This window comes from Roseospira visakhapatnamensis (assembly GCF_014197915.1).
In the GTDB taxonomy this organism is placed as follows: domain Bacteria; phylum Pseudomonadota; class Alphaproteobacteria; order Rhodospirillales; family Rhodospirillaceae; genus Rhodospira; species Rhodospira visakhapatnamensis.
The window spans coordinates 37,489-56,152 of the sequence record NZ_JACIGK010000004.1 but is presented as its reverse complement, the minus strand read 5'-3'; the positions used below and the strand labels follow the sequence as shown (position 1 = coordinate 56,152).

The 18,664-nt window shown below is 72.3% G+C and carries 16 protein-coding genes; 7 read left to right on the top strand and 9 right to left on the bottom strand.

Annotated elements, in window-relative coordinates; genetic code table 11:
• Positions 1-466 precede the first annotated feature (466 nt).
• From sdhC to GGD89_RS03765, 5 genes are all read left to right on the top strand, one after another.
• The gene (gene sdhC, locus GGD89_RS03785) at positions 467-877 is read left to right on the top strand and encodes a succinate dehydrogenase, cytochrome b556 subunit (protein ID WP_184042780.1); all 411 of its coding nucleotides are present in this window, start codon (positions 467-469) and stop codon (positions 875-877) included.
• A gap of 13 nt (positions 878-890) precedes the next feature.
• The gene (gene sdhD / locus GGD89_RS03780; protein WP_246422473.1) at positions 891-1,286 is read left to right on the top strand and encodes a succinate dehydrogenase, hydrophobic membrane anchor protein; all 396 of its coding nucleotides are present in this window, start codon (positions 891-893) and stop codon (positions 1,284-1,286) included.
• A gap of 8 nt (positions 1,287-1,294) precedes the next feature.
• Entirely contained in the window at positions 1,295-3,079 is a 1,785-nt protein-coding gene (gene sdhA / locus GGD89_RS03775; protein WP_184042779.1) for a succinate dehydrogenase flavoprotein subunit, read from the top strand.
• 133 nt (positions 3,080-3,212) lie between these two features.
• Positions 3,213-3,995: a succinate dehydrogenase iron-sulfur subunit gene (locus GGD89_RS03770; protein ID WP_184042778.1), complete on the top strand. Its 783-nt coding sequence runs from the start codon at positions 3,213-3,215 to the stop codon at positions 3,993-3,995.
• Between the two features lie 167 nt (positions 3,996-4,162).
• On the top strand, positions 4,163-4,846 hold the full coding sequence (locus GGD89_RS03765; RefSeq protein WP_184042777.1) for a DUF3047 domain-containing protein: 684 nt from the start codon (positions 4,163-4,165) through the stop codon (positions 4,844-4,846).
• 17 nt (positions 4,847-4,863) lie between these two features.
• On the opposite strand, the gene GGD89_RS03760 is transcribed toward GGD89_RS03765, so the two are convergent.
• The 4 genes from GGD89_RS03760 to GGD89_RS03745 form a co-directional block, all read right to left on the bottom strand.
• Positions 4,864-5,466 carry a DUF1294 domain-containing protein gene (locus GGD89_RS03760; protein WP_184042776.1) on the bottom strand — a complete coding sequence of 201 codons (603 nt, stop codon included), beginning with the start codon at positions 5,464-5,466 and terminating at the stop codon, positions 4,864-4,866.
• A gap of 151 nt (positions 5,467-5,617) precedes the next feature.
• A complete protein-coding gene (locus GGD89_RS03755) occupies positions 5,618-9,112 on the bottom strand; it encodes an AAA family ATPase (RefSeq protein WP_184042775.1) in 3,495 nt (1,164 codons plus the stop codon).
• A 36-nt stretch (positions 9,113-9,148) separates the two neighbouring features.
• Positions 9,149-9,826 carry a thioredoxin domain-containing protein gene (locus tag GGD89_RS03750; protein WP_184042774.1) on the bottom strand — a complete coding sequence of 226 codons (678 nt, stop codon included), beginning with the start codon at positions 9,824-9,826 and terminating at the stop codon, positions 9,149-9,151.
• A gap of 199 nt (positions 9,827-10,025) precedes the next feature.
• Positions 10,026-10,664, bottom strand: a complete 639-nt coding sequence (locus GGD89_RS03745) for a DUF721 domain-containing protein (protein ID WP_184042773.1) — start codon at positions 10,662-10,664, stop codon at positions 10,026-10,028.
• Between the two features lie 128 nt (positions 10,665-10,792).
• Here GGD89_RS03745 and mutY point away from each other — a divergent pair, with 128 nt between their 5' ends.
• A complete protein-coding gene (gene mutY, locus GGD89_RS03740) occupies positions 10,793-11,947 on the top strand; it encodes an A/G-specific adenine glycosylase (protein WP_184042772.1) in 1,155 nt (384 codons plus the stop codon).
• 22 nt (positions 11,948-11,969) lie between these two features.
• Here mutY and GGD89_RS03735 read toward each other — a convergent pair whose 3' ends face one another.
• From GGD89_RS03735 to GGD89_RS19930, 3 genes are all read right to left on the bottom strand, one after another.
• Positions 11,970-12,812, bottom strand: coding sequence for a metallophosphoesterase family protein (locus GGD89_RS03735; RefSeq protein ID WP_184042771.1), 843 nt, complete (start codon positions 12,810-12,812; stop codon positions 11,970-11,972).
• 66 nt (positions 12,813-12,878) lie between these two features.
• Positions 12,879-14,192: an adenylosuccinate lyase gene (gene purB / locus GGD89_RS03730; RefSeq protein WP_184042770.1), complete on the bottom strand. Its 1,314-nt coding sequence runs from the start codon at positions 14,190-14,192 to the stop codon at positions 12,879-12,881.
• 108 nt (positions 14,193-14,300) lie between these two features.
• A complete protein-coding gene (locus GGD89_RS19930) occupies positions 14,301-15,257 on the bottom strand; it encodes a DUF1186 domain-containing protein (RefSeq protein ID WP_184042769.1) in 957 nt (318 codons plus the stop codon).
• Positions 15,258-15,417: 160 nt separating this feature from the next.
• Between GGD89_RS19930 and GGD89_RS03720 the strand changes: the two genes are divergently transcribed.
• Positions 15,418-16,476 (top strand): Ntn hydrolase family protein, encoded by a 1,059-nt coding sequence (locus tag GGD89_RS03720; protein WP_184042768.1) that lies wholly within the window; start codon positions 15,418-15,420, stop codon positions 16,474-16,476.
• Positions 16,477-16,492: 16 nt separating this feature from the next.
• On the opposite strand, the gene nadC is transcribed toward GGD89_RS03720, so the two are convergent.
• Positions 16,493-17,359 carry a carboxylating nicotinate-nucleotide diphosphorylase gene (gene nadC, locus GGD89_RS03715; RefSeq protein WP_184042767.1) on the bottom strand — a complete coding sequence of 289 codons (867 nt, stop codon included), beginning with the start codon at positions 17,357-17,359 and terminating at the stop codon, positions 16,493-16,495.
• A gap of 182 nt (positions 17,360-17,541) precedes the next feature.
• A complete protein-coding gene (gene nadA / locus GGD89_RS03710; protein ID WP_184042766.1) occupies positions 17,542-18,561 on the bottom strand; it encodes a quinolinate synthase NadA in 1,020 nt (339 codons plus the stop codon).
• Positions 18,562-18,664: the final 103 nt, after the last annotated feature.

Genomic DNA, 18,664 nt, shown 5'->3' with positions numbered 1-18,664 from the left:
CGGCGTTGACTCGGTATGTCGCGTAGCGCTAAACACGACCACCGTCCCGCCAATTCGTGTGGGGACGGCCCTGACCGAGAGGGCAGGGGGGCACGGTCAACGGGCGTGATGGCGACGTCGACCGCTTAAAAGGTGTCTCCTTGCGGCTTTCGGCCTGTCTCCGCCCGTCGCGTCGGTGTGGTCCTGCCGGCGATGGCGCGGTCTTTCCAGGGTCCGGCCCGGGTCCTGAGTCCGACGAGGGGTCATGCCGACCGTCGTGTCCGACCGTTGCGCTGATCACGCCCGCCAACGTCCGTTGGTGGGGTGGTCGGGTCGCGGCGTGCCATCGGCGCGATCCCTGCGGGGGTGCCCCCGGACCGGGCGCTGGCCGGTCAAGGACTGACCACCGGTTCACGGTCGTGGCCGCTGGTCCCGGACGATTATTTCGCGCGCCGTCAGCGCGCGCCCACTCCATGAGGCCTCCGCCATGCCGTCCCCCCAGTCGTCCCGCGAGAGACCGCTTTCTCCGCATCTCCAGGTCTATCAGCTCTACCGCAAGATCGCGCCGCTGCTGTCGATCCTGCATCGCCTCACGGGTGTGGCCCTGTACGTCGTGGGCAGCCTGTTCGTGATCGCCTGGCTGGGCGCGGCGGCCTATGGCGCCGGGGCCTTCGCCACCGTTCAGGGGCTGTTTGCCTCGCCCCTGGGATACCTGGTGCTGTTCGGCTGGACGGTGGTGCTGTTTTACCACCTGGCCAACGGGGTGCGGCATCTGACGTGGGATTCGGGCCGCTGCGTCACCAACGAGGGGGTGCGCGGCACCGGCATCACCATGCTGGTCATGGTGTGCGGACTGACCATCGCCGCCTGGGCGGTGGGCCTGATGCTGGTTGCGTGAGGAGAGGACAGCCATGAAAACCGGAACCGGCATGCGCTCCGCCCTGGGGCGGGCGCGCGGCCTGGGCGCCGCCGGCGGCGCCGCCCACCACTGGATCGGCCAGCGCGTCACCGCCGTCGCCCTGGTGCCCCTGGGCCTGTGGTTTGTCTTCGGCGCGGTGATCGGCAACCTGGGCGCCGATGACGTGGCCATTCGCGCCTGGATGGCCAGCCCGCTGAACGCCACGCTGATGATCCTGTTCGTGGTCAGCGCCTTTCAGCATGGCGCCCTGGGCCTGCAAGTGGTGCTTGAGGACTACGTGCACGGCGCCGCCGCCAAGAACGTGGCCGTGATGGCCAACAAGATGTTTGCCGCCGCCGGCGCGCTGTTCTGCGTCGTCTGCGTGCTCACCCTGGCCCTTGGAGGTTGAGACGGCCCATGTCCTCTCCGCAGATCATCGACCACGATTATGACGTCGTCGTCGTCGGCGCCGGCGGCGCCGGCCTGCGCGCCACCTTCGGCGCCGTGGCCGAGGGCTTGAAGACCGCGTGCGTCACCAAGGTGTTCCCCACGCGCTCCCACACCGTCGCCGCCCAGGGCGGCGTCGGCGCCGCTCTCGGCAACATGGCCGAGGACAAGTGGGAATGGCACATGTACGACACCGTCAAGGGGTCGGACTGGCTGGGTGACCAAGACGCCATCGAGTACATGTGCCGCGAGGCCATCCCGGCGGTGCATGAGCTGGAGCACTTCGGCGTGCCGTTCTCGCGCACCGAGGCGGGCACGATCTATCAGCGCCCCTTCGGCGGCCACATGCGCAACTTCGGCGAGGCCCCGGTGCAGCGCGCCTGCGCCGCCGCCGACCGCACCGGTCATGCCATCCTGCACACGCTCTATCAGCAGTCGCTCCGCTACAAGGCCCAGTTCTTCATCGAGTACTTCGCCCTCGACCTGATCATGGAGGACGGCGCCTGTCGCGGCGTGGTGGCCTGGAACCTGGACGACGGCACCATCCATCGCTTCCGCGCCCATGCCACCATCCTGGCGACGGGCGGTTACGGTCGCGCCTATTTCTCCTGCACGTCCGCGCACACCTGCACGGGCGACGGCACCGGCATGGTGGCCCGCGCCGGCCTGCCGCTCCAGGACATGGAGTTCGTGCAGTTCCATCCCACCGGCATCTACGGCGCCGGCTGCCTGATCACCGAGGGCGCGCGCGGCGAGGGCGGCTACCTGACCAATTCGGCCGGCGAGCGATTCATGGAGCGCTACGCCCCCAACGCCAAGGATCTGGCCAGCCGCGACGTGGTCAGCCGCGCCATGACCGTCGAGGTCCGCGAGGGCCGGGGCGTCGGCAAGGGCAACGACCACATCCACCTGCACCTGGAGCATCTGGGCGCCGACGTGCTGCACGCCCGCCTGCCTGGCATCACCGAGACCGCGCGCATCTTCAGCGGCGTGGACGCCACCCGCGATCCCATTCCGGTGCTGCCGACCGTGCACTACAACATGGGCGGCATCCCCACCAACTACATGGGCGAGGTGCTGGATCCCACCGAGGCCGAGCCCGACCGCGTGGTGCCGGGCCTGATGGCGGTGGGCGAATGCGCCAGCGTGTCCGTGCATGGCGCCAACCGCCTGGGGACCAACTCGCTGCTGGATCTGGTGGTGTTCGGCCGCGCCGCCGCCAAGCGGTGCGCCCAGTTGATCCAGCAGGACACCCAGCACCGGCCGCTGCCGCCGGACTCCACCGACCGGCCGCTGGCCCGCCTGGAGCAGTTGCGCACCGCCGACGGCAGCCGCCTCACGGCCGACATCCGCCTGGACCTGCAAAAGGCCATGCAAAGCGATGCCGCCGTGTTCCGCACGGCCGAGTCCCTGAGCGACGGCTGTGCCAAGGTGGATGCCATCGCCAGGACCGTCGCCGACATCAAGATCGCCGACCGCTCGCTGGTGTTCAACACCGACCTGGCCGAGGCGCTGGAGCTGGACAACCTGATCGCCTGCGCCAAGGCGACCATCCACGGCGCCGAGGCGCGCACGGAATCGCGCGGCGCCCATGCCCGCGAGGACTATCCGGAGCGCGACGACGCGACCTGGATGAAGCATTCGCTTGCGTGGATCGCGGACGACGGGGCGGTGACCCTGGGCTATCGACCGGTGCACACCTACACCCTGACCAAGGATGTGGAGTACATCGCGCCCCAGAAACGGGTGTATTGAGAAGGCCGTCGTACGGCGGGCTCGCTCCAAGGGGGTGGCCCGCCGTCTCTCCGGACGACGGTACGCCGCGCGCCCCCGCGCGCGTACCCGACGGGACCGTCCCTTGACGGACGCAGAACCAAGGATCGACGTCATGGTGGAGTTCGCTCTTCCCCCCAACTCCCGCATCAAGCCGGGCAAGACCTGGCCCACGCCGGCCGGGGCGAAAAACGTCAAGACCTTCCGTATCTACCGTTGGGATCCGGACAAGGGTGGCAACCCCACCCTGGACGCTTTCCCCATCGACCTGGACGACTGCGGTCCGATGGTCCTGGACGCGTTGATCAAGATCAAGAACGAGGTCGATCCGACGCTGACGTTCCGCCGCTCCTGCCGCGAGGGCATTTGCGGCTCCTGCGCCATGAACATCGATTCCGACAACACCCTGGCGTGCCTGAAGCCCATCGCCGAGGTCAAGGGATCGGTCGACATCTATCCGCTGCCGCACATGCCGGTGGTCAAGGATCTGGTGCCCGACCTGACGCATATCTATGCCCAGTACGAACTGATCGAACCCTGGCTGAAGACGGATACCCCCGCGCCCACCTCCGGCGAGCGGCTGCAAAGCCCCGAGGAACGCGCCCGCCTCGACGGCCTGTGGGAATGCGTGCTGTGCTTCTGCTGCTCGACGTCCTGCCCCAGCTACTGGTGGAACGGCGATCGCTATCTGGGGCCGGCGATCCTGTTGCAGGCGGCCCGCTGGGTGTTCGACAGCCGCGACGAGGCCACCGGCGAGCGCCTGGACCAGTTGGACGACCCGTTCCGGCTGTACCGCTGCCATACCATCATGAACTGCACCGCCACCTGCCCGAAGGGCCTGAACCCCGGGCAGGCGATCGCGGACCTGAAGCTGGCGCTGTTCGAGCGCGCGGGCTGACGGTCTGACAGCCAGACGGTCTGACTGCCCGACGGTCTGACTGCCCGACGGGGGCGGCGCGGACATGGCCCGCGCCGAGGCCCGTGCACGGTCCGGGTCCCCTGGCGCCTGCGGCGTCGCGATACCACATGCCGGCCATCCTGTTTCGCGCCGGAGTCCGTGCCACCATGCCCCAGTCGCGCCGTCTCGTCTCAAGCTTGGCAGGTCTCGTCGCCGTCGGCTTGGCCGCCACCTCCGCGTCGGCCCAGGATCAGGGATCCGGCCCGGGCGAGGGACCCGTCTTCGCCCCCGCCGACATTCTGCGGTGGGAGACGGAAGCCTTCGTCGACGAGACCGCCTACCGCCTGGATACCGTGGCCGGCCGGCCGGCCGTGCGGGCCGACTGCGACGCCAGCGCCTCCGGCCTCTACTGGCGCAAGCCGGTCGACCTGACCAAGACCCCGATCCTGGAATGGTCCTGGCGGGTCGAGGCCGTGCCGGACCCCGCCGCCAGCGAGCGCACGAAGGCCGGTGACGACTATGTGGCGCGCCTCTATGTCATCCACGATGGCGGCCTGCTGCCCTGGCGCACGCGGGCGGTCAACTACGTCTGGGCGGCCGGCGAGCCGGTCGGCGCCGACTGGCCGAATGCCTACGCCGGCCAGGCGCACATGGTCGCGGTGGCCTCGGGTCCACCGGCCACGCCCGGCGTCTGGGTCACCCAGCGGCGCGACGTGCGGGCCGACTTCCGCCGCTTCCACGACCTGGACCTGGAGACGATCGACGCGGTCGCCTTGATGACCGACTGCGACGACCGGGGCGACACGGCCCGGGCGTGGTTCGGCACCGTCCGCTTCCAGGGCGACCGCTGAAGCCCGCAGCCGGCCCGCTACCCCGTCGTGGGCCAGAGCATGCCACTCAGCCACGCCACCGCCGCCAGACCCAGGCAGTTCATCACCACCGTCAGCCAGAACACCACGACGAAGGCCGGCTTGCGGATCTTGTGCCGCAGGGCCGTCTGCCCCATCAGCGCCCCCGGCCAGCCGCCCAGCAGGGACAGCCCGTGCAGCTTGCTTTCCTTGATGCGCCAGCCGTTGACTCGCGCGGCCTCCTTGTCGCGGGCGTAGACGGCGAAGGTGGCCACGCTGGCGATGGCATAGGTCAGCGGGACCATCACCGGCACGGCGCCGGTGATGGCCAGGAACACCAGCACGGCCGAGAACAGGGTTACGAATATCATCGCCAGGCGCACCACGCCGGAGGGCACGCGCGGGGTCTGGCGCGCGCTGAAGAACTCGACGTTGGCGGCGCGCGTGCGGTCGCGGCCGTCGGTGGTCAGGTCGAAGGTGATCACATCGCCCTTGGCCGGGCGGCGCGAGCGCTCGTTGAAGGCGTTCACATGCACGAACACCGACTCACCGCCGCCTTGCGGGGTGATGAAGCCGAACCCTTGCGGGTCCTTCCAGGTGGTGATGGTGCCGAAGGTGCGCATGCCGAGAAGTCCGCAAGGTAAGACGGCCCGCGCCGGGCCGAGGTCCCAATCCTGCCGCCTGCCTGGGGAAAGTCAACGTCGGGGGGCCGGTCATGGTCCGGTCCTGATCCGGTCATGGTCCGGTCCTGGGGGGCTGGGGGGCTGGGGGGCGTCAGGCCATCCCCCGGGGCTCGTTCTCGGTCAGGTCCACGGCCCGGCGCAGGTCCACGGACAGCAGGCGCGAGATTCCCCGTTCCACCATGGTGACGCCGAACAGGCGGTCCATGCGCGCCATGGTCATGCGGTGGTGGGTGACCACCAGGAAGCGCGTGGACGACCCCGCCGCCAGATCCTCCAGCAGATGGCAGAGCCGGTCCACGTTGGCATCGTCCAGCGGCGCATCCACCTCGTCCAGCACGCAGATGGGCGCCGGGTTGGTCTGGAACACGGCGAACAGCAGGGCCAGGGCCGTCAGCGCCTGTTCGCCGCCGGACAGCAACGACAGCACCTGAAGCCGTTTGCCGGGCGGGCTGGCCATGATCTCCAGGCCGGCTTCCAGGGGATCGTTGCTCTCCACCATTTCCAGGTGGGCGCGCCCGCCGCCGAACAGCCGGGCGAACAGGTCGCGGAAGGACTCGTTGACGGTGGCGAAGGAGGCCACCAGACGCTGGCGGCCCTCGCGGTTGATCTCGGCGATGCCCTGGCGCAGGCGGGCGATGGCCTGGGTCAGGTCGTCGCGCTCGTGGGTGAGCGCGCCGGTTTTTTCGTCGAGGTCCGCCAGTTCCTGCTCGGCGCGCAGGTTGACCGGTCCCATGCCGTCGCGCTCCCGGGTCAGGCGGGCGAGGGTCGCCTCGGCGTCGTCCAGCGGCGGCAGGTCGGCGTCGGGGTCGAGCCCGGCCGCCGCCACCAGTCCGTCCGGGGGGCAGTCCAGGCGCTCGGCGATGGCGCGGGCCACGGTGCGGCAGGCGGCCTCGCCCTGCTCGACCTCGGCCTGGCGCCGCACCCGGTCCTCGCGGGCCTCGGCCAGGGATCGGTCGGCGTCGCGCGCCGCCGTGTCGGCGGCCCGGGCCTGGCCGTCCGCGTCGGCCAGGGCGTCGGCGGCGGCCTTGAGACCCCTTTCGGCGGTCTCCAGGGCCTCGGAGAGCGCGGCCCGGCGCGTGTCGAGTAAGGCCGGGGCCTCGGCCAGACGGGCGGCCTCGGCGGTGACGGTGTCGCGGCGGACCTCCAGTTCGGCCACCTGGGCGCGCCCCTGGTCCAGTCGGGTCTTCCAGGAGGGCGCCTCCGCATCGATGGCCTGCCGGCGGCGCTGGCGGTCGGCGATCTCGCGCAGCAGCCGGTCATGGGCGGCACGCGTCTCCACCAGGGTGGCGCGCGCCGTGGACAGGGCGGCGCGGCGCTCCGCCAGGGTGGCGCGGGCCGCCGTGCCGTCCCCCAGGGCCGCGCGGTCGGTGCGGGCCGAGGCGGCGGTTTCGGTGGCCTCGGTCCCGTCGGCGGTCACCTGCGCCAGCGTGGCCCGCAGCGAGGCGAGCGTCGCGTCCATCTCCGCCCGCCGCCGCCGCAGGTCGTCATGGGCCTTGCGTGCGCTGGCGAGTCCGTCCTCGGCGGTGCGCGCCGCCGTCCGCGCCGCCGCCTCCCGGTGTTCGGTGTCGGCCAGGACGGTTCGGGCCGCGTCCACGGTCGTCTCGGCCGCCGAGACCCGCGCCTCGGCATCGGCGAGGGCCGCCGTGATCTCGGCGAGGCGGTTGCGGGTGTGCAGGCGGGCGGCGGCCTGGGTGCCGGCCTCCGCCCCGCCACCGGCCCGGACCGTCAGTCCGTCCCAGCGCCACAGCGTCCCCTCGGCGTCCACAAGCCGCTGGCCGGGACCGAGGTCGTGGCGGAGCGCGTCGCCGGTGGCGCGGTCCTTCACCACCCCGATCTGGGTGAGCCGCCGGGTCAGCGCCCCGGGGGCCCGCACATGGTCGGCCAGGGCGTCGATGCCGCCGGGCAGCGGTGGCGGATCGGCCGGCGGAGGCAGGTCGACCCAGTGGGCGGGCGCCGCCGGATCCAGGGCGGCTTGCAGGTCGTCTCCCAGGGCGGCGCCCAGGGCGGTTTCAAAGCCCGGTGCCACCGACAGCGCGTCCAGCACCGGCGGCCAGGCCCCCGCGCCAGGGGCGGCGCGCGTGAGCAGCGCCTCCAGGGCCTTGACCTCGGCGCGCAGGCTGGCGCGCTCCGCCGCCACGCCTTGCAGGGCCTCGCGGGCCGCGTCCACCGCCGCGCGGGCCTGGGCGCGGGCGTCCTCGGCCCGTTGCCGATCCGCGCGGGCTGTGTCCAGCGCCGTTTCGGCCGTTCCGATCGCCGCCTCGGCCGCGTCCACCTCGGCCGGGTCAAGCGCGCGGGCGTGGGCGGCCTCCAGGGACCGCTCCAGGTCCTCGCGGCGCCTGGCGAGCCGATCGGCGCGCGCGGCGACCTCGGCCACCTGGCGATCCAGGGCCGCGCGCCGGGCGTCCTCCCGGGCCAGGGCCTCGGTGGCCCGGGTGACCTCGGCGTCCAGGGCGGTGACGGCCGCATCGACCTGCTGAAGGTCGGTCCGTCCCCGCTCCCGGGCCTCGTCCTCGCCGGCGGCGGCCGTCGCCAGGGCCGACCGCTCCGCCTCCAGGCGGGCGAGCGCGGCCTCGGCGTCGCTCACGCGGGCGGTCTCGCGGGCATGGTCGCGGGTGATCTGCGCCAGGCGCGTCTCGGTGTCCGCCCGGGCGGCCTGGAGACGGTCCGCCTCGGCCCGGAGCTGCTCGCGCTCCACGGTCAGGCGGTGCCGTCTCGCTCCGGCCTCGGTCTCCGCCCGGCGCAGTGGCTCCAGGGCCTCGGCCGCCGTCTCGCGGGCGCGGGTGGCGGTGGCGGCCTGGGCGGTGCGCTCGCCCACCCCGCGCTCGCTCTCGCGAAGGGCCGCGCGGGCCTGATCCAGCGTCCGGATGGCGGCCAGCCAGCGTTGCCGCAGCACCACCGCCTCGGCGGCGCGGATGGACTCGGACAGGGTCCGGTAGTGGGCCGCCTGGCGGGCCTGCTTGCGCAGGTTGCGGGCCTGGCCGTCCAGGGCCGAAAGGACATCGTCCAGGCGCTCCAGGTTGGTTTCGGCCCCCTTGAGCCGCCCTTCGGCCTCGTGACGGCGGCCATGCAGCCCGGCGATGCCGGCGGCTTCCTCCAGCAACGCGCGCCGCTGCGCCGGCTTGGCGGCGATCAGCGCGCCCACCCGGCCCTGCGACACCATGGCCGTGGACCGCGCGCCGCTGGCCGAGTCGGCGAACAGAAGCTGGACGTCGCGCGCCCGGACCTCCTTGCCGTTCAGGCGGTACAGCGAACCGCTGCCGCGCTCAATGCGGCGGCTGATCTCCAGGTCCGGGAACTGGCGCCAGGCGGCGGCCGAGCCGTCGGTGTTGTCCAGGGTGATGGTCACCTCGGCGATGTTGCGCGCCGGCCGGTCACGGGTGCCGCCGAAGATCACGTCGTCCATCTCGCCGCCGCGCATCTGCCTGGCGGAGGTCTCGCCCATCACCCAGCGCAACGCCTCCACCAGGTTGGACTTGCCGCAGCCGTTCGGGCCGACCACCCCGGTCAGCCCGGTTTCGATGGGCAGGTCGGTGGCGTCGACGAAGGACTTGAAGCCCGTCAGGCGCAGGTGCGTGAACTGGACCATGGCGGCGGCGCGCGGCGGCGGTGGGCCGGACGGACCCTAGTTTCCCTCGGCCTTGGCCAGGGCCTCGGCGACGGCCGGCAGCAGCGAGTCGGCCTTGTAGGACCCCGGGTGCCGCACGCCGTTGATGGCGAAGGTGGGGGTCCCGGTGATGTTGAAGCGCGCCTCGGCCTCGGCGCGGCGGCGCTGAATCTCCTCGAACAGGGCTTCGTCGGTCAGGCAGGCGTCCAGTTGCGCCTCGGACAGGCCGCCCAGGCGGGCGATGCCCAGGATCGGCTCCAGCGGATTGCGCTTCAGCCAGGCGTCCTGGTCGGCGAAATAGATCTCCACCAGCTTGTGGTACAGCGGCTCGGGCGCGCACCGGGTGATCAGGGTGACGGCCAGCGCCACGTCGTCCAGGGGGAAGTCGACCAGGGTCAGGTTGGCCTTGCCGGTGTCGATGTACTGCTCCTTGAGGAGCGGCAGGGTATCGGTGTGGAACGAGGCGCAGTGGCCGCAGGTGAAGGAGGAGAACTCCAGGATTTTGACCGGGGCGTCCGGGTCACCCAGGGTGTAGGGCCGATAGGTGACCGCGTCCCCGGCGGAGTCTGGCGCCGCGTCCTGGGCCAGGGACCGGCCCGTGGCCAGAACCAGGGAGCCGCCGCCCGCCAGGGTCAGGGCGGAGACCCCGGCCAGACCGGACAACAGGCGACGACGGGGAAGGGCATGGCGTGGCACGGGCGGACTCCTGCGGACAAGGGGGAACCATCACGGGGGGGAACCATCGCGGGGTGGACCCGGACGGGGGAGAAACGACCGGACCCGTCCCTGTTGTATAGGGTGCGAGGCAGGGCCGGACAAGCAAGCGGCGCCGCCTGCGCACCGCCCACCCTGCCTATCCGGCCACGGGAATGGGGCGATGTGGTGACCCGCGACCTCAGCCGCGCGTGGTCAGGACCGCCTTGCCCAGGCGCGCCAGGGCGGCGCGCAGGTCCGGGTCCTCGACACCGGCGAGGCGGGTGTCGAGGGCCGCCAGGCGCGCTGGCGACGGCGGGGCGGGCGGCAGGGCCGGGCCACGGGCGCGCTTGCGTCCGGCGCGCCCGGGCAGCGGTCCCTGAGTCACCTGCATGCGCTCCACGGCGCGATAGCCCAGGGTGGCGTTGATGCGCTCGCACACCAGCGGCGCCCGGTGCATCAACTCGGTGGCCATGGCGCCGGCGGCGGCCTTCACATGCAGCACACCCCCCAGGGAGGCGGCGGCGCCCTTGCGCGGCATCACCAGCTTCACCGGAATGCAGTGGCGCGCGAGCCCGGCGCCGACCACCGCCTCCCAATGCGTCATCAGCGTCCCCAGGGCCAGCCCGCGCCGGCCCAGCAGGCGCCGGGTGGCGGGTTCCAGGATGCGGCCGACCGTCTGGGTCCGGCGGCTGCGGTCGCCCAGGTCGCGTACCGGCAGGCGCTCGCCTTCCTCGGTAACCAGCCGGCGCAGCCACGCGGCGGGCACGGCCGCCGCCGCCGCGGGCTTGGAGCGCGCGCCGGAGGTCCGTGTTCCGGGCTTGCGGGGCTGGCGTGCCATGCGTTGTCTCGGTGGGGAGAGGGGCTCCGGTGACGTCTCGGCCGTTGCCTCGGCGGCATCTTGACCCCCAAATGGAGCCGGTTCGAGCCCTTGCCGTCAAGTCCGCGTTGGTCCCAGGAGATCCGCCCATGGCGCGCGCCGCCAAGTCCCGCCGTCCCACCGCGCCGGCGGAGGTCCCCGTGCCGGATCCGGCCGCCGCCGCCGCCCTGTCGGCGCGGCTGCTGGCCTGGTACGACCGCGACCGGCGGGACCTGCCCTGGCGGATGGACCCGGGGCAGGCCGCCGATCCCTACCGGGTGTGGCTGTCCGAGGTGATGCTCCAGCAGACCACGGTGGCGGCGGTGAAACCCTATTACGCCCGCTTCCTGGCGCGCTGGCCGACGGTGGGTGATCTGGCCCGGGCCGAGGACGCGGCGGTGATGACCGAGTGGGCGGGCCTGGGCTACTACGCCCGCGCCCGCAACCTGCTGACGTGCGCGCGTGCCGTGACCGATCAGCATGGCGGCCGGTTTCCCGAGACCGAGGACGCCTTGCGGGCCTTGCCCGGCGTGGGCGCCTACACGGCGGCGGCGATCGCCGCCATTGCCTTCGGGCGGCGCGCGGTGGTGGTGGACGGCAACGTGGAACGGGTGATGGCCCGGCTGTTCGCCATCGAAACGCCGCTGCCCGCCGCCAAGCCGACCCTGCGCGCCCTGGCCGAGGCCCTGACCCCGGACGCGCGCTGCGGCGATCATGCCCAGGCGGTCATGGACCTGGGGGCGACGCTGTGCACGCCGCGCTCCCCGGCCTGCGGCCTGTGTCCCTGGCGGGAGGCGTGCCAGGGCCTGCGGGCCGGCCTGGCCGAGCGGCTTCCCGCCAAGGCGCCCAAGCCGGAGCGCCCCACCCGGCGCGGCGTGGCCTTCTGGATCCAGCGCCGGGATGGCGCGGTGCTGCTGCGCCAGCGGCCGGCCCGTGGCCTCCTGGGGGGCATGATGGAACTGCCCGGGTCCGACTGGGTGGAGGCGCCGATGCCCGATCCGGCCGTCGCCATCTCGGAGTCCGCGCCGATGGCGCTGGACGACTGGCGGGTGGTGCCGGGCGGGGTGCGCCACACCTTCACCCACTTTCATCTGGACCTGATCGTGGTTATGGCCCGGGTCGGCGCCAATCCCCGGGCGCGCGGCATCTGGGTGCCGCTGGAGCGCCTGGGCGAGCATGCGTTGCCCACGGTCTTCCGCAAGGTGGTCCGGCACGCCCTGACCAAGGGGGTCCTGGAGAGCGACGAGGACCGGCCGGACCGATGATCCGCCGGCGATGGGGCCGGCGTCAGGCCGGCACCCAGTGGCCGCTCTCGCGGCTGAAGGCCGACCGCGCGGTGGTCGCGAAGCCGCCGTCCGGTCGCCAGGCCCGGCTTTCCACGCGAATCCGGGGCGGCGTGGTGGACATGTCCAGAAGGTTGTAGCCGTTGGGCTCGTCCCGCAGACGTGTGGACGTGGCGCTGCCCGCCTGCACCACCACCATGGCCCAGGACGGGCCGGCGCCCCCGGCGGTCACCCGTGGAACGGAAATCACGGCGGCATGGGTGCGGTGCAGGTGGCCGCTGATCATCAGGTCGACCTGGTTGGCGGCGAAGGCCGACAAGGCCCGGTCGGCGTTGAACAGCATCGGGCCGCTGCGATGGAAGGGCGGCAGCACCACGGGGTGATGGGTGACCACCACCCGCAGGCGCCCGCCGTCGCCGTGCTCACCCAGCAGGCGCGCGGCCTCGGCCAGTTGGCGCGCGTTGATGCTGCCCAACGCCCAGTTCCAGTGGCGCACCGCCCGCCGCGCGGTGTTCAACCCCAGGATCGCCAGCGTATCGGTGGTCACCAGCGGGGACAGGTCCGGCGTGATATGCCGGGTGAAGCGGCGATAGGGTCGCAGGAAGCGGCTGACCAGGTTCCACGCCGGGACGTCGTGGTTGCCGGGCACCACCAGCACCGGACGCGCCAGGCGGTCGAGGAAGGCACGGGCCTCGCGGAACTGCCGATGACGGCCGCGCTGGGTCAGGTCGCCGCTGACCACCACCAGGTCCGGCGCCTGGGCCAGCAGGTCCCTTTCCAGCGCCGCCACCGCCGACGCGTCGATGCGGCCGAAGTGCAGGTCGGAGATATGGGCGAGTCGGGGCATGAGGTGCCTCGGGCGTCATGCGGCGATGATGGCGGGAACCGGCGCCGGTGGGCCGGCGCCACGCGCTCACGCCGCGCCGAACACACGCTGGAAGATGGTGTCCACGTGCCGGGTGTGATGGCTCAGGTCGAACAGGTCGGCCAGGGTGGCGTCGTCCAGGGCGGCGGTCACCTCGCTGTCGGCGCGCAGCAGGGTGAGCAGGTCGCCGTCCCCGTCCCAGACCTTCATGGCGGTCCTCTGCACCAGGCGGTAGGCGTCCTCGCGGCTGACGCCCGCCTGCGTCAGGGCCAGCAGAACCCGCTGGGAGAACACCAGCCCGCCCATGCGGTTCAGGTTGGCCTCGATGGCGTCCTCGTGCACCACCAGCTTGTCCACCACCCCGGCCAGGCGGGCCAGGGCGAAATCGAGGGTGATGGTGGCATCGGGGCCGATCATGCGCTCCACCGAGGAATGGGAGATGTCGCGCTCGTGCCACAGGGCCACGTTCTCCATGGCCGGCACCACGGCGCCGCGCACGATGCGCGCCAGGCCGGTGAGGTTCTCGGTGAGGATGGGGTTGCGCTTGTGGGGCATGGCCGAACTGCCCTTCTGCCCCGGGGAGAAGTACTCCTCGGCCTCACGCACCTCGGTCCGCTGCAGGTGGCGGATCTCCACGGCCAGTCGCTCCACCGAACTGGCGATGACGCCCAGCACGGCGAAGAACTGGGCGTGACGGTCGCGCGGGATCACCTGGGTGGAGACCGGTTCGGGCGCCAGCCCCAGCTTGGCGGCCACGTGGGCCTCCACCGCCGGGTCGATGTTGGCGAAGGTGCCGACGGCCCCGGACAGGGCGCAGGTGGCGATGTCCTCGCGGGCGGCGACCAAGCGGGCGCGGGCGCGGGCGAACTCGGCGTGGAAGCTGGCGAACTTCAGGCCCAGGGTCACGGGCTCGGCATGGATGCCGTGGCTGCGGCCCATGCACACGGTCATCTTGTGTTCCATGGCGCGGCGCTTCAGGGCCGCCAGGACCATGTCCAGGTCCGCCAGCAACAGGTCGGCGGCCTGGGTCATCTGCACCGCCAGACAGGTATCCAGCACGTCCGAGGAGGTCAGGCCCTGGTGGACGAAACGGGCCGGCTCGCCCACCTGTTCGGCCAGTTCGGTGAGGAAGGCGATGACATCGTGCTTGACCTCGGCCTCGATGGCGTCGATGCGGGCGATGCGCGCGTCCGTGTAGAGCGTGTCCCCCTTTTCCCAGACCGCGCGGGCGGCCTCGGCCGGGATCACGCCCAGGTCGGCCAGGGCATCGCAGGCGTGCGCCTCGATCAGGAACCAGATGCGGAACTTGTTGGCGGGCTCCCAGAGGGCGGCCATGGCCGGGCGGCTGTAGCGGGGAATCATGGACGGGCCTCCTTGGCGCGGGCGGGGATGACGGGTCTCGGTGACGGGTGGGATTTATAGGCGACGCCCGGCGCCGGGGCCAGCGATCGGGCGACAGGGGTCCCACCACTACGCCTTGCCCAGGCAGCACTTCTTGTACTTCTTGCCCGATCCGCAGGGGCAGGGATCGTTGCGTCCGATGGCTCGGTTGGTATTGACGGCCGGGGGGGGCGACGATCCGGCCCGATCGGGTGCGAGCGCGGCGCCCAACTGACGCAGCATGGCCCCTTCCCTGATCTTGGCGATTGCCTCGTCGTGGTCGCGTGCCTGACTCGTCTCGACTCGCGCGGGAGAAAAGCAGTGCCACGTGCTCATGGAACCGATGACGTCCGAGAACGGGTATAGGTGTTCCTTTCGCAATACGTCCGTGACGTCGTCGGCCTGCTGGGCGGAGCGCAGCAGGCGCTGGTAGTGCCTGTAGCCCATCATCTCGCGCGGGACCCGTCCGGTGCTGAACACCCGGCGGGCCTTGTGGCTCAGGTCGTCCAGCGTCAACAGCGCCGCCGCGTCGACCCATCCCACCCAGACCGCGTGTCCGGCCTTGGCGAACGGCCTGGTGTACCAGGACAGGAGCCGCTCCCGGGCGTGGTCGCGCGGCACGGCGCCGGTGGCCGCCAGCCAGATCCAGGCGTTCAGTCCCGCCTGCCGCCCCCATTCCGAGGCGTCGGGGTCGCCGATCAGCGTTTCGAGCGGCGCGATGTCACCGTCATACAGGCTGATCAGAACCTGGGCCACGGTCTCGAAAAGGCAGTCGCCCAGTATCGGCTCGACGACGTCGTCGTCCCGGCGCAACAGGCTGACCAGCGGCCGGAAGGCCCGCGTTTCCCGAAGATCGGCGAGGATATGGATCATCAGGAAGATCGCCTCGCGCTCGTCCTCGGACAGGTCCGCGCCGGTCGCGGCGCGCTCCAGGATATCGAGGAACCGGGGCACCACGGCGGCCGGGGTGTCCAGACTGGCGCGCACGGCGGGTTCCGGAAACGGCCCGAACGTCGCCAGGTCGTGAAGAATCTGGTCCGCGTCCAAGATGATCCTCCCCTGATGTGTCGTCGCGTCGCCGAAATCCTAGCGGCCGGCATGCCCGGTCACAACACCGGCGCGCGGTCGCCGCCCGGCGCCGGATTTCCTTGAGCGCGGGCGCGCGCTGGGCGACCCTGCGGGCCCCACCACCACACCGGGTGCCGCCATGGACCTGACCGCCTTGCCCCAGGACCTTCCCTCGATCCCCGTGGTGGATGTCGGAGAGGGGGGCGCGGTGGCGCTGGCCGAAGCCGCGCCGGGGGCGACCCGGCGCCTGCTGACCCTGGCCCAGCGGACCTACACGCGGCCGGTGCTGCGGCTGGCCGACGGGCTGTGCGCGCGCTGGCTGGCGCGCAACGGCACGGCCTATGCCGACGAAGTGCGGCGGGTCGCGGCGCGCCTGGACGGACCGGGGGCGCTGGCCCTGAACCTGTCGCACCAATGGGCTTGCACCGCCGCCGCCGCGCCCGATTCTCCGGGAACCGGGGAGGACGGCCCGCCCGGCGTCACCTTGCTGCGCACGCTGGACTGGGACATGCCGCGCCTGGGCGCGGACATGGTGGTCGCCCGCATGCGCGGCCCGGCGGGGGCCTTTCTCGCCGTGACCTGGCCGGGCTATGTCGGCGTGCTCACCGGGCTGGCGCCGGGGCGGTTCGCGGTTGCCCTCAACCAGGCGCCGATCAGCGGTCCCGGACCGCGCCCGTTGCGCTGGCTGCGGGACCGCCGCGCGGTCTGGGCCAGTCCCGCGCCGCCGCCCGACCACCTGCTGCGCCACGTGCTGGAGACCTGTCCCGACGCCACCAGCGCCTTGCACGCGCTCATGGAGGCGCCCGCCTGCGTGCCGTCGATCCTCACGCTCGCGGGCATCGACCGTGCCGAGGCGTGGACCCTGGAAAAGGACCGTGGCGGTACCCGCGTGCGTCAGCACCCGGCGGTGGCCGCCAACCACTGGCGCGAAAACGTGCCCTGCCACGCCCGGGGGCGCGACAGCCAGGGGCGCTGGGACGCCATGGCGGCGGCGGTCGGGGCCGGAACGCGGGATCTGGCCTGGCTGCGCCCGCCGATCCTGTGGTCGGCGACCCGCCTGGCCATGGAGATGAACCCGGCCCGGGGTACCCTGGTGTTGCTGGGGCTGGAGGGGGCGCGTCCGGTGACCCGGCCGCTGCGCCTGCGCGAGGCCGTGACGCGGCGGGGGCCGGCGGACGCGCGGGCCGGCACACCCTGAAACGCAGGCGAGGGGATCAGCGACCGCCCTCGTCGACGATGTCCAGCCCCACGTCCAGGCTGGCGGCGCTGTGGGTCAGCCAGCCGACCGAGATCAGGTCCACGCCCGTGGCGGCGATCGCGCCGATGGTCGTGGGCGTGATCCCGCCCGAGGCTTCGGTGACCGCCCGGCCGGCCACCCGGCGCACGCCCTCGGCCAGCATGTCCGGCGGCATGTTGTCGAACAGGATGGCGTCGGGGTCGGCCGTGAGCGCCGCGTCAAGCTGCGCCAGGGTGTCCACCTCCACCTGCACCTTGGTCATGTGGCCGACGCCGGCGCGCACCCGGGCCAGGGTGGCGGTCACGCCGCCGCCCAGGGCCACGTGGTTGTCCTTGATCAGCACCGCGTCATCCAGGCCCAGCCGGTGATTGGCGCCGCCGCCGGCGCGCACCGCGTACTTCTCCAGCGCCCGCAGCCCCGGCGTGGTCTTGCGCGTGCAGGCGACGCGGGCGCGGGTGCCGGCCACCGCCGCCACCAGCCCGGCGGTGGCGGTGGCGATGCCCGACAGCCGGCCGAGGAGGTTGAGGGCCACCCGTTCCGCCGACAGGATGGCCCGGGCCGGCCCCTCCACGCGCAGGACCTCGGTGTCGGCGTCCACCGCTGTTCCATCGGCGACCGCCGGGTGGCAGGTCACGCGGGCGTCGAGCAGCCGGAAGGCCAGCGCGGCCACGCCGATCCCGGCCACCGTCCCCGCCTGTCGCGCCACCAGGGCGGCCCGCGCCGCGTGGTCCTCGGGGATCAGCAGGTCGGTGGTCAGGTCGCCGCCGCGCCCCAGGTCCTCCAGCAGGGCGGCGCGCACGATGGGCTCGACCATCAGGTCGGGCAGGGGGCCTCGATGGGTCATGTCCTCCGGTCCATGTGATGAGAGTCATACCAACGGCGGATGAGTGTGACTCATCCGCCGACCTGCGCCGGCCCGCTCCCCCACCCGGCCACCCAACGCCAGTATCCTGTGGGTGGCCGGGTGGGGGAGCGGGCCGGTTACGGGCTTCAACGGTCATTCTCAATGACCGTTGGTATCGGGGGTCACCGCACCGCGAGCATGCGCTCCACGGGTACGCGGGCGCGGGCGGCCGTCTCGGCGTCCAGATCCACCGAGGGCGACAGCGTCTCCAGCGCCCGGCGGATGCCGGTCAGCGTGATCCGCTTCATGTGCGGGCACAGGGTACAGGGCCGCACGAAGCGGGTCTCGGGCATCTCGGCGGCCACGTTGTCGCTCATGGAGCATTCGGTGACCAGGAAGACGCTGGCCGGCCGCTCCCGCTTCAGCCAGTCGATCATGCCGGCGGTCGAGCCCACGTGGTCGGCGGCCTCCAGCACGTCGCGGGGGCATTCCGGATGGGCCACCACGGCGACGCCGGGCACGGCGCGACGCATGGTGTGGATGTCTTCTTCCGTGAAGCGCTCGTGCACCTCGCACTGGCCCGGCCAGGGAATGATCTCCACCGCCGTCCGCCGCGCCACGTAGTCCGCCAGGAAGCGGTCGGGCAGCATGATGACGCGCGGCACGCCCAGCGACTCGACGATGCGCACGGAGTTGCCCGAGGTACAGCAGATATCCGACTCGGCCTTCACGGCCGCCGAGGTGTTCACATAGGTCACCACCGGCACGCCCGGATGGGCGGCGCGCAGCGCCCGCACGTCGGCGGCGGTGATGGACTCCGCCAGGGAACACCCGGCGCGACGATCGGGGATCAGCACCGTCTTGTCCGGGTTCACCAGCTTGGCGGTCTCGGCCATGAAGTGCACCCCGGCGACCACCAGCACGGCGGCCTCCGACTTGGCTGCCTCCCGGGCCAGGGCCAGCGAGTCGCCCCGGATGTCGGACACGCCGTGGAAGATCTCCGGCGTCATGTAGTTGTGCGCCAGCACCACCGCGTCGCGCTGCTGTTTCAGCCGCAGGATGGCGTCGATCTCTGGGGCGTGGGCCGGCCACTCCTCGTCCGGCACCACGGCGGCCAGGCGATCACGCAGGGCGGCGGTGCGGGCCGCCACCTGGGGCGTGTAGGCGAGGATCTCGGTGTCCCTCCCGGGGGCATGGGGCATGATCGCCTCCTTATGCTCGCTTCGAGCATTTCCAGGATCGAAAGAGTGGGCCGGGGACGCGCCACGGCCCTTATGCTCACTCAGAGTATAGTCGAGTCCGAGA

Coding starts and splice junctions, on each gene's coding strand:
- GGD89_RS03755 (WP_184042775.1), bottom strand. CDS start 9,112: ATGGTCCAGTTCACGCACCTGCGCCTGACGGGCTTCAAGTCCTTCGTC.
- GGD89_RS03745 (WP_184042773.1), bottom strand. CDS start 10,664: ATGGCACGCCAGCCCCGCAAGCCCGGAACACGGACCTCCGGCGCGCGC.
- GGD89_RS03760 (WP_184042776.1), bottom strand. CDS start 5,466: ATGCGCACCTTCGGCACCATCACCACCTGGAAGGACCCGCAAGGGTTC.
- GGD89_RS03735 (WP_184042771.1), bottom strand. CDS start 12,812: ATGCCCCGACTCGCCCATATCTCCGACCTGCACTTCGGCCGCATCGAC.
- sdhC (WP_184042780.1), top strand. CDS start 467: ATGCCGTCCCCCCAGTCGTCCCGCGAGAGACCGCTTTCTCCGCATCTC.
- GGD89_RS03765 (WP_184042777.1), top strand. CDS start 4,163: ATGCCCCAGTCGCGCCGTCTCGTCTCAAGCTTGGCAGGTCTCGTCGCC.
- GGD89_RS03770 (WP_184042778.1), top strand. CDS start 3,213: ATGGTGGAGTTCGCTCTTCCCCCCAACTCCCGCATCAAGCCGGGCAAG.
- mutY (WP_184042772.1), top strand. CDS start 10,793: ATGGCGCGCGCCGCCAAGTCCCGCCGTCCCACCGCGCCGGCGGAGGTC.
- purB (WP_184042770.1), bottom strand. CDS start 14,192: ATGATTCCCCGCTACAGCCGCCCGGCCATGGCCGCCCTCTGGGAGCCC.
- nadC (WP_184042767.1), bottom strand. CDS start 17,359: ATGACCCATCGAGGCCCCCTGCCCGACCTGATGGTCGAGCCCATCGTG.
- GGD89_RS03720 (WP_184042768.1), top strand. CDS start 15,418: ATGGACCTGACCGCCTTGCCCCAGGACCTTCCCTCGATCCCCGTGGTG.
- nadA (WP_184042766.1), bottom strand. CDS start 18,561: ATGCCCCATGCCCCCGGGAGGGACACCGAGATCCTCGCCTACACGCCC.
- sdhD (WP_246422473.1), top strand. CDS start 891: ATGAAAACCGGAACCGGCATGCGCTCCGCCCTGGGGCGGGCGCGCGGC.
- sdhA (WP_184042779.1), top strand. CDS start 1,295: ATGTCCTCTCCGCAGATCATCGACCACGATTATGACGTCGTCGTCGTC.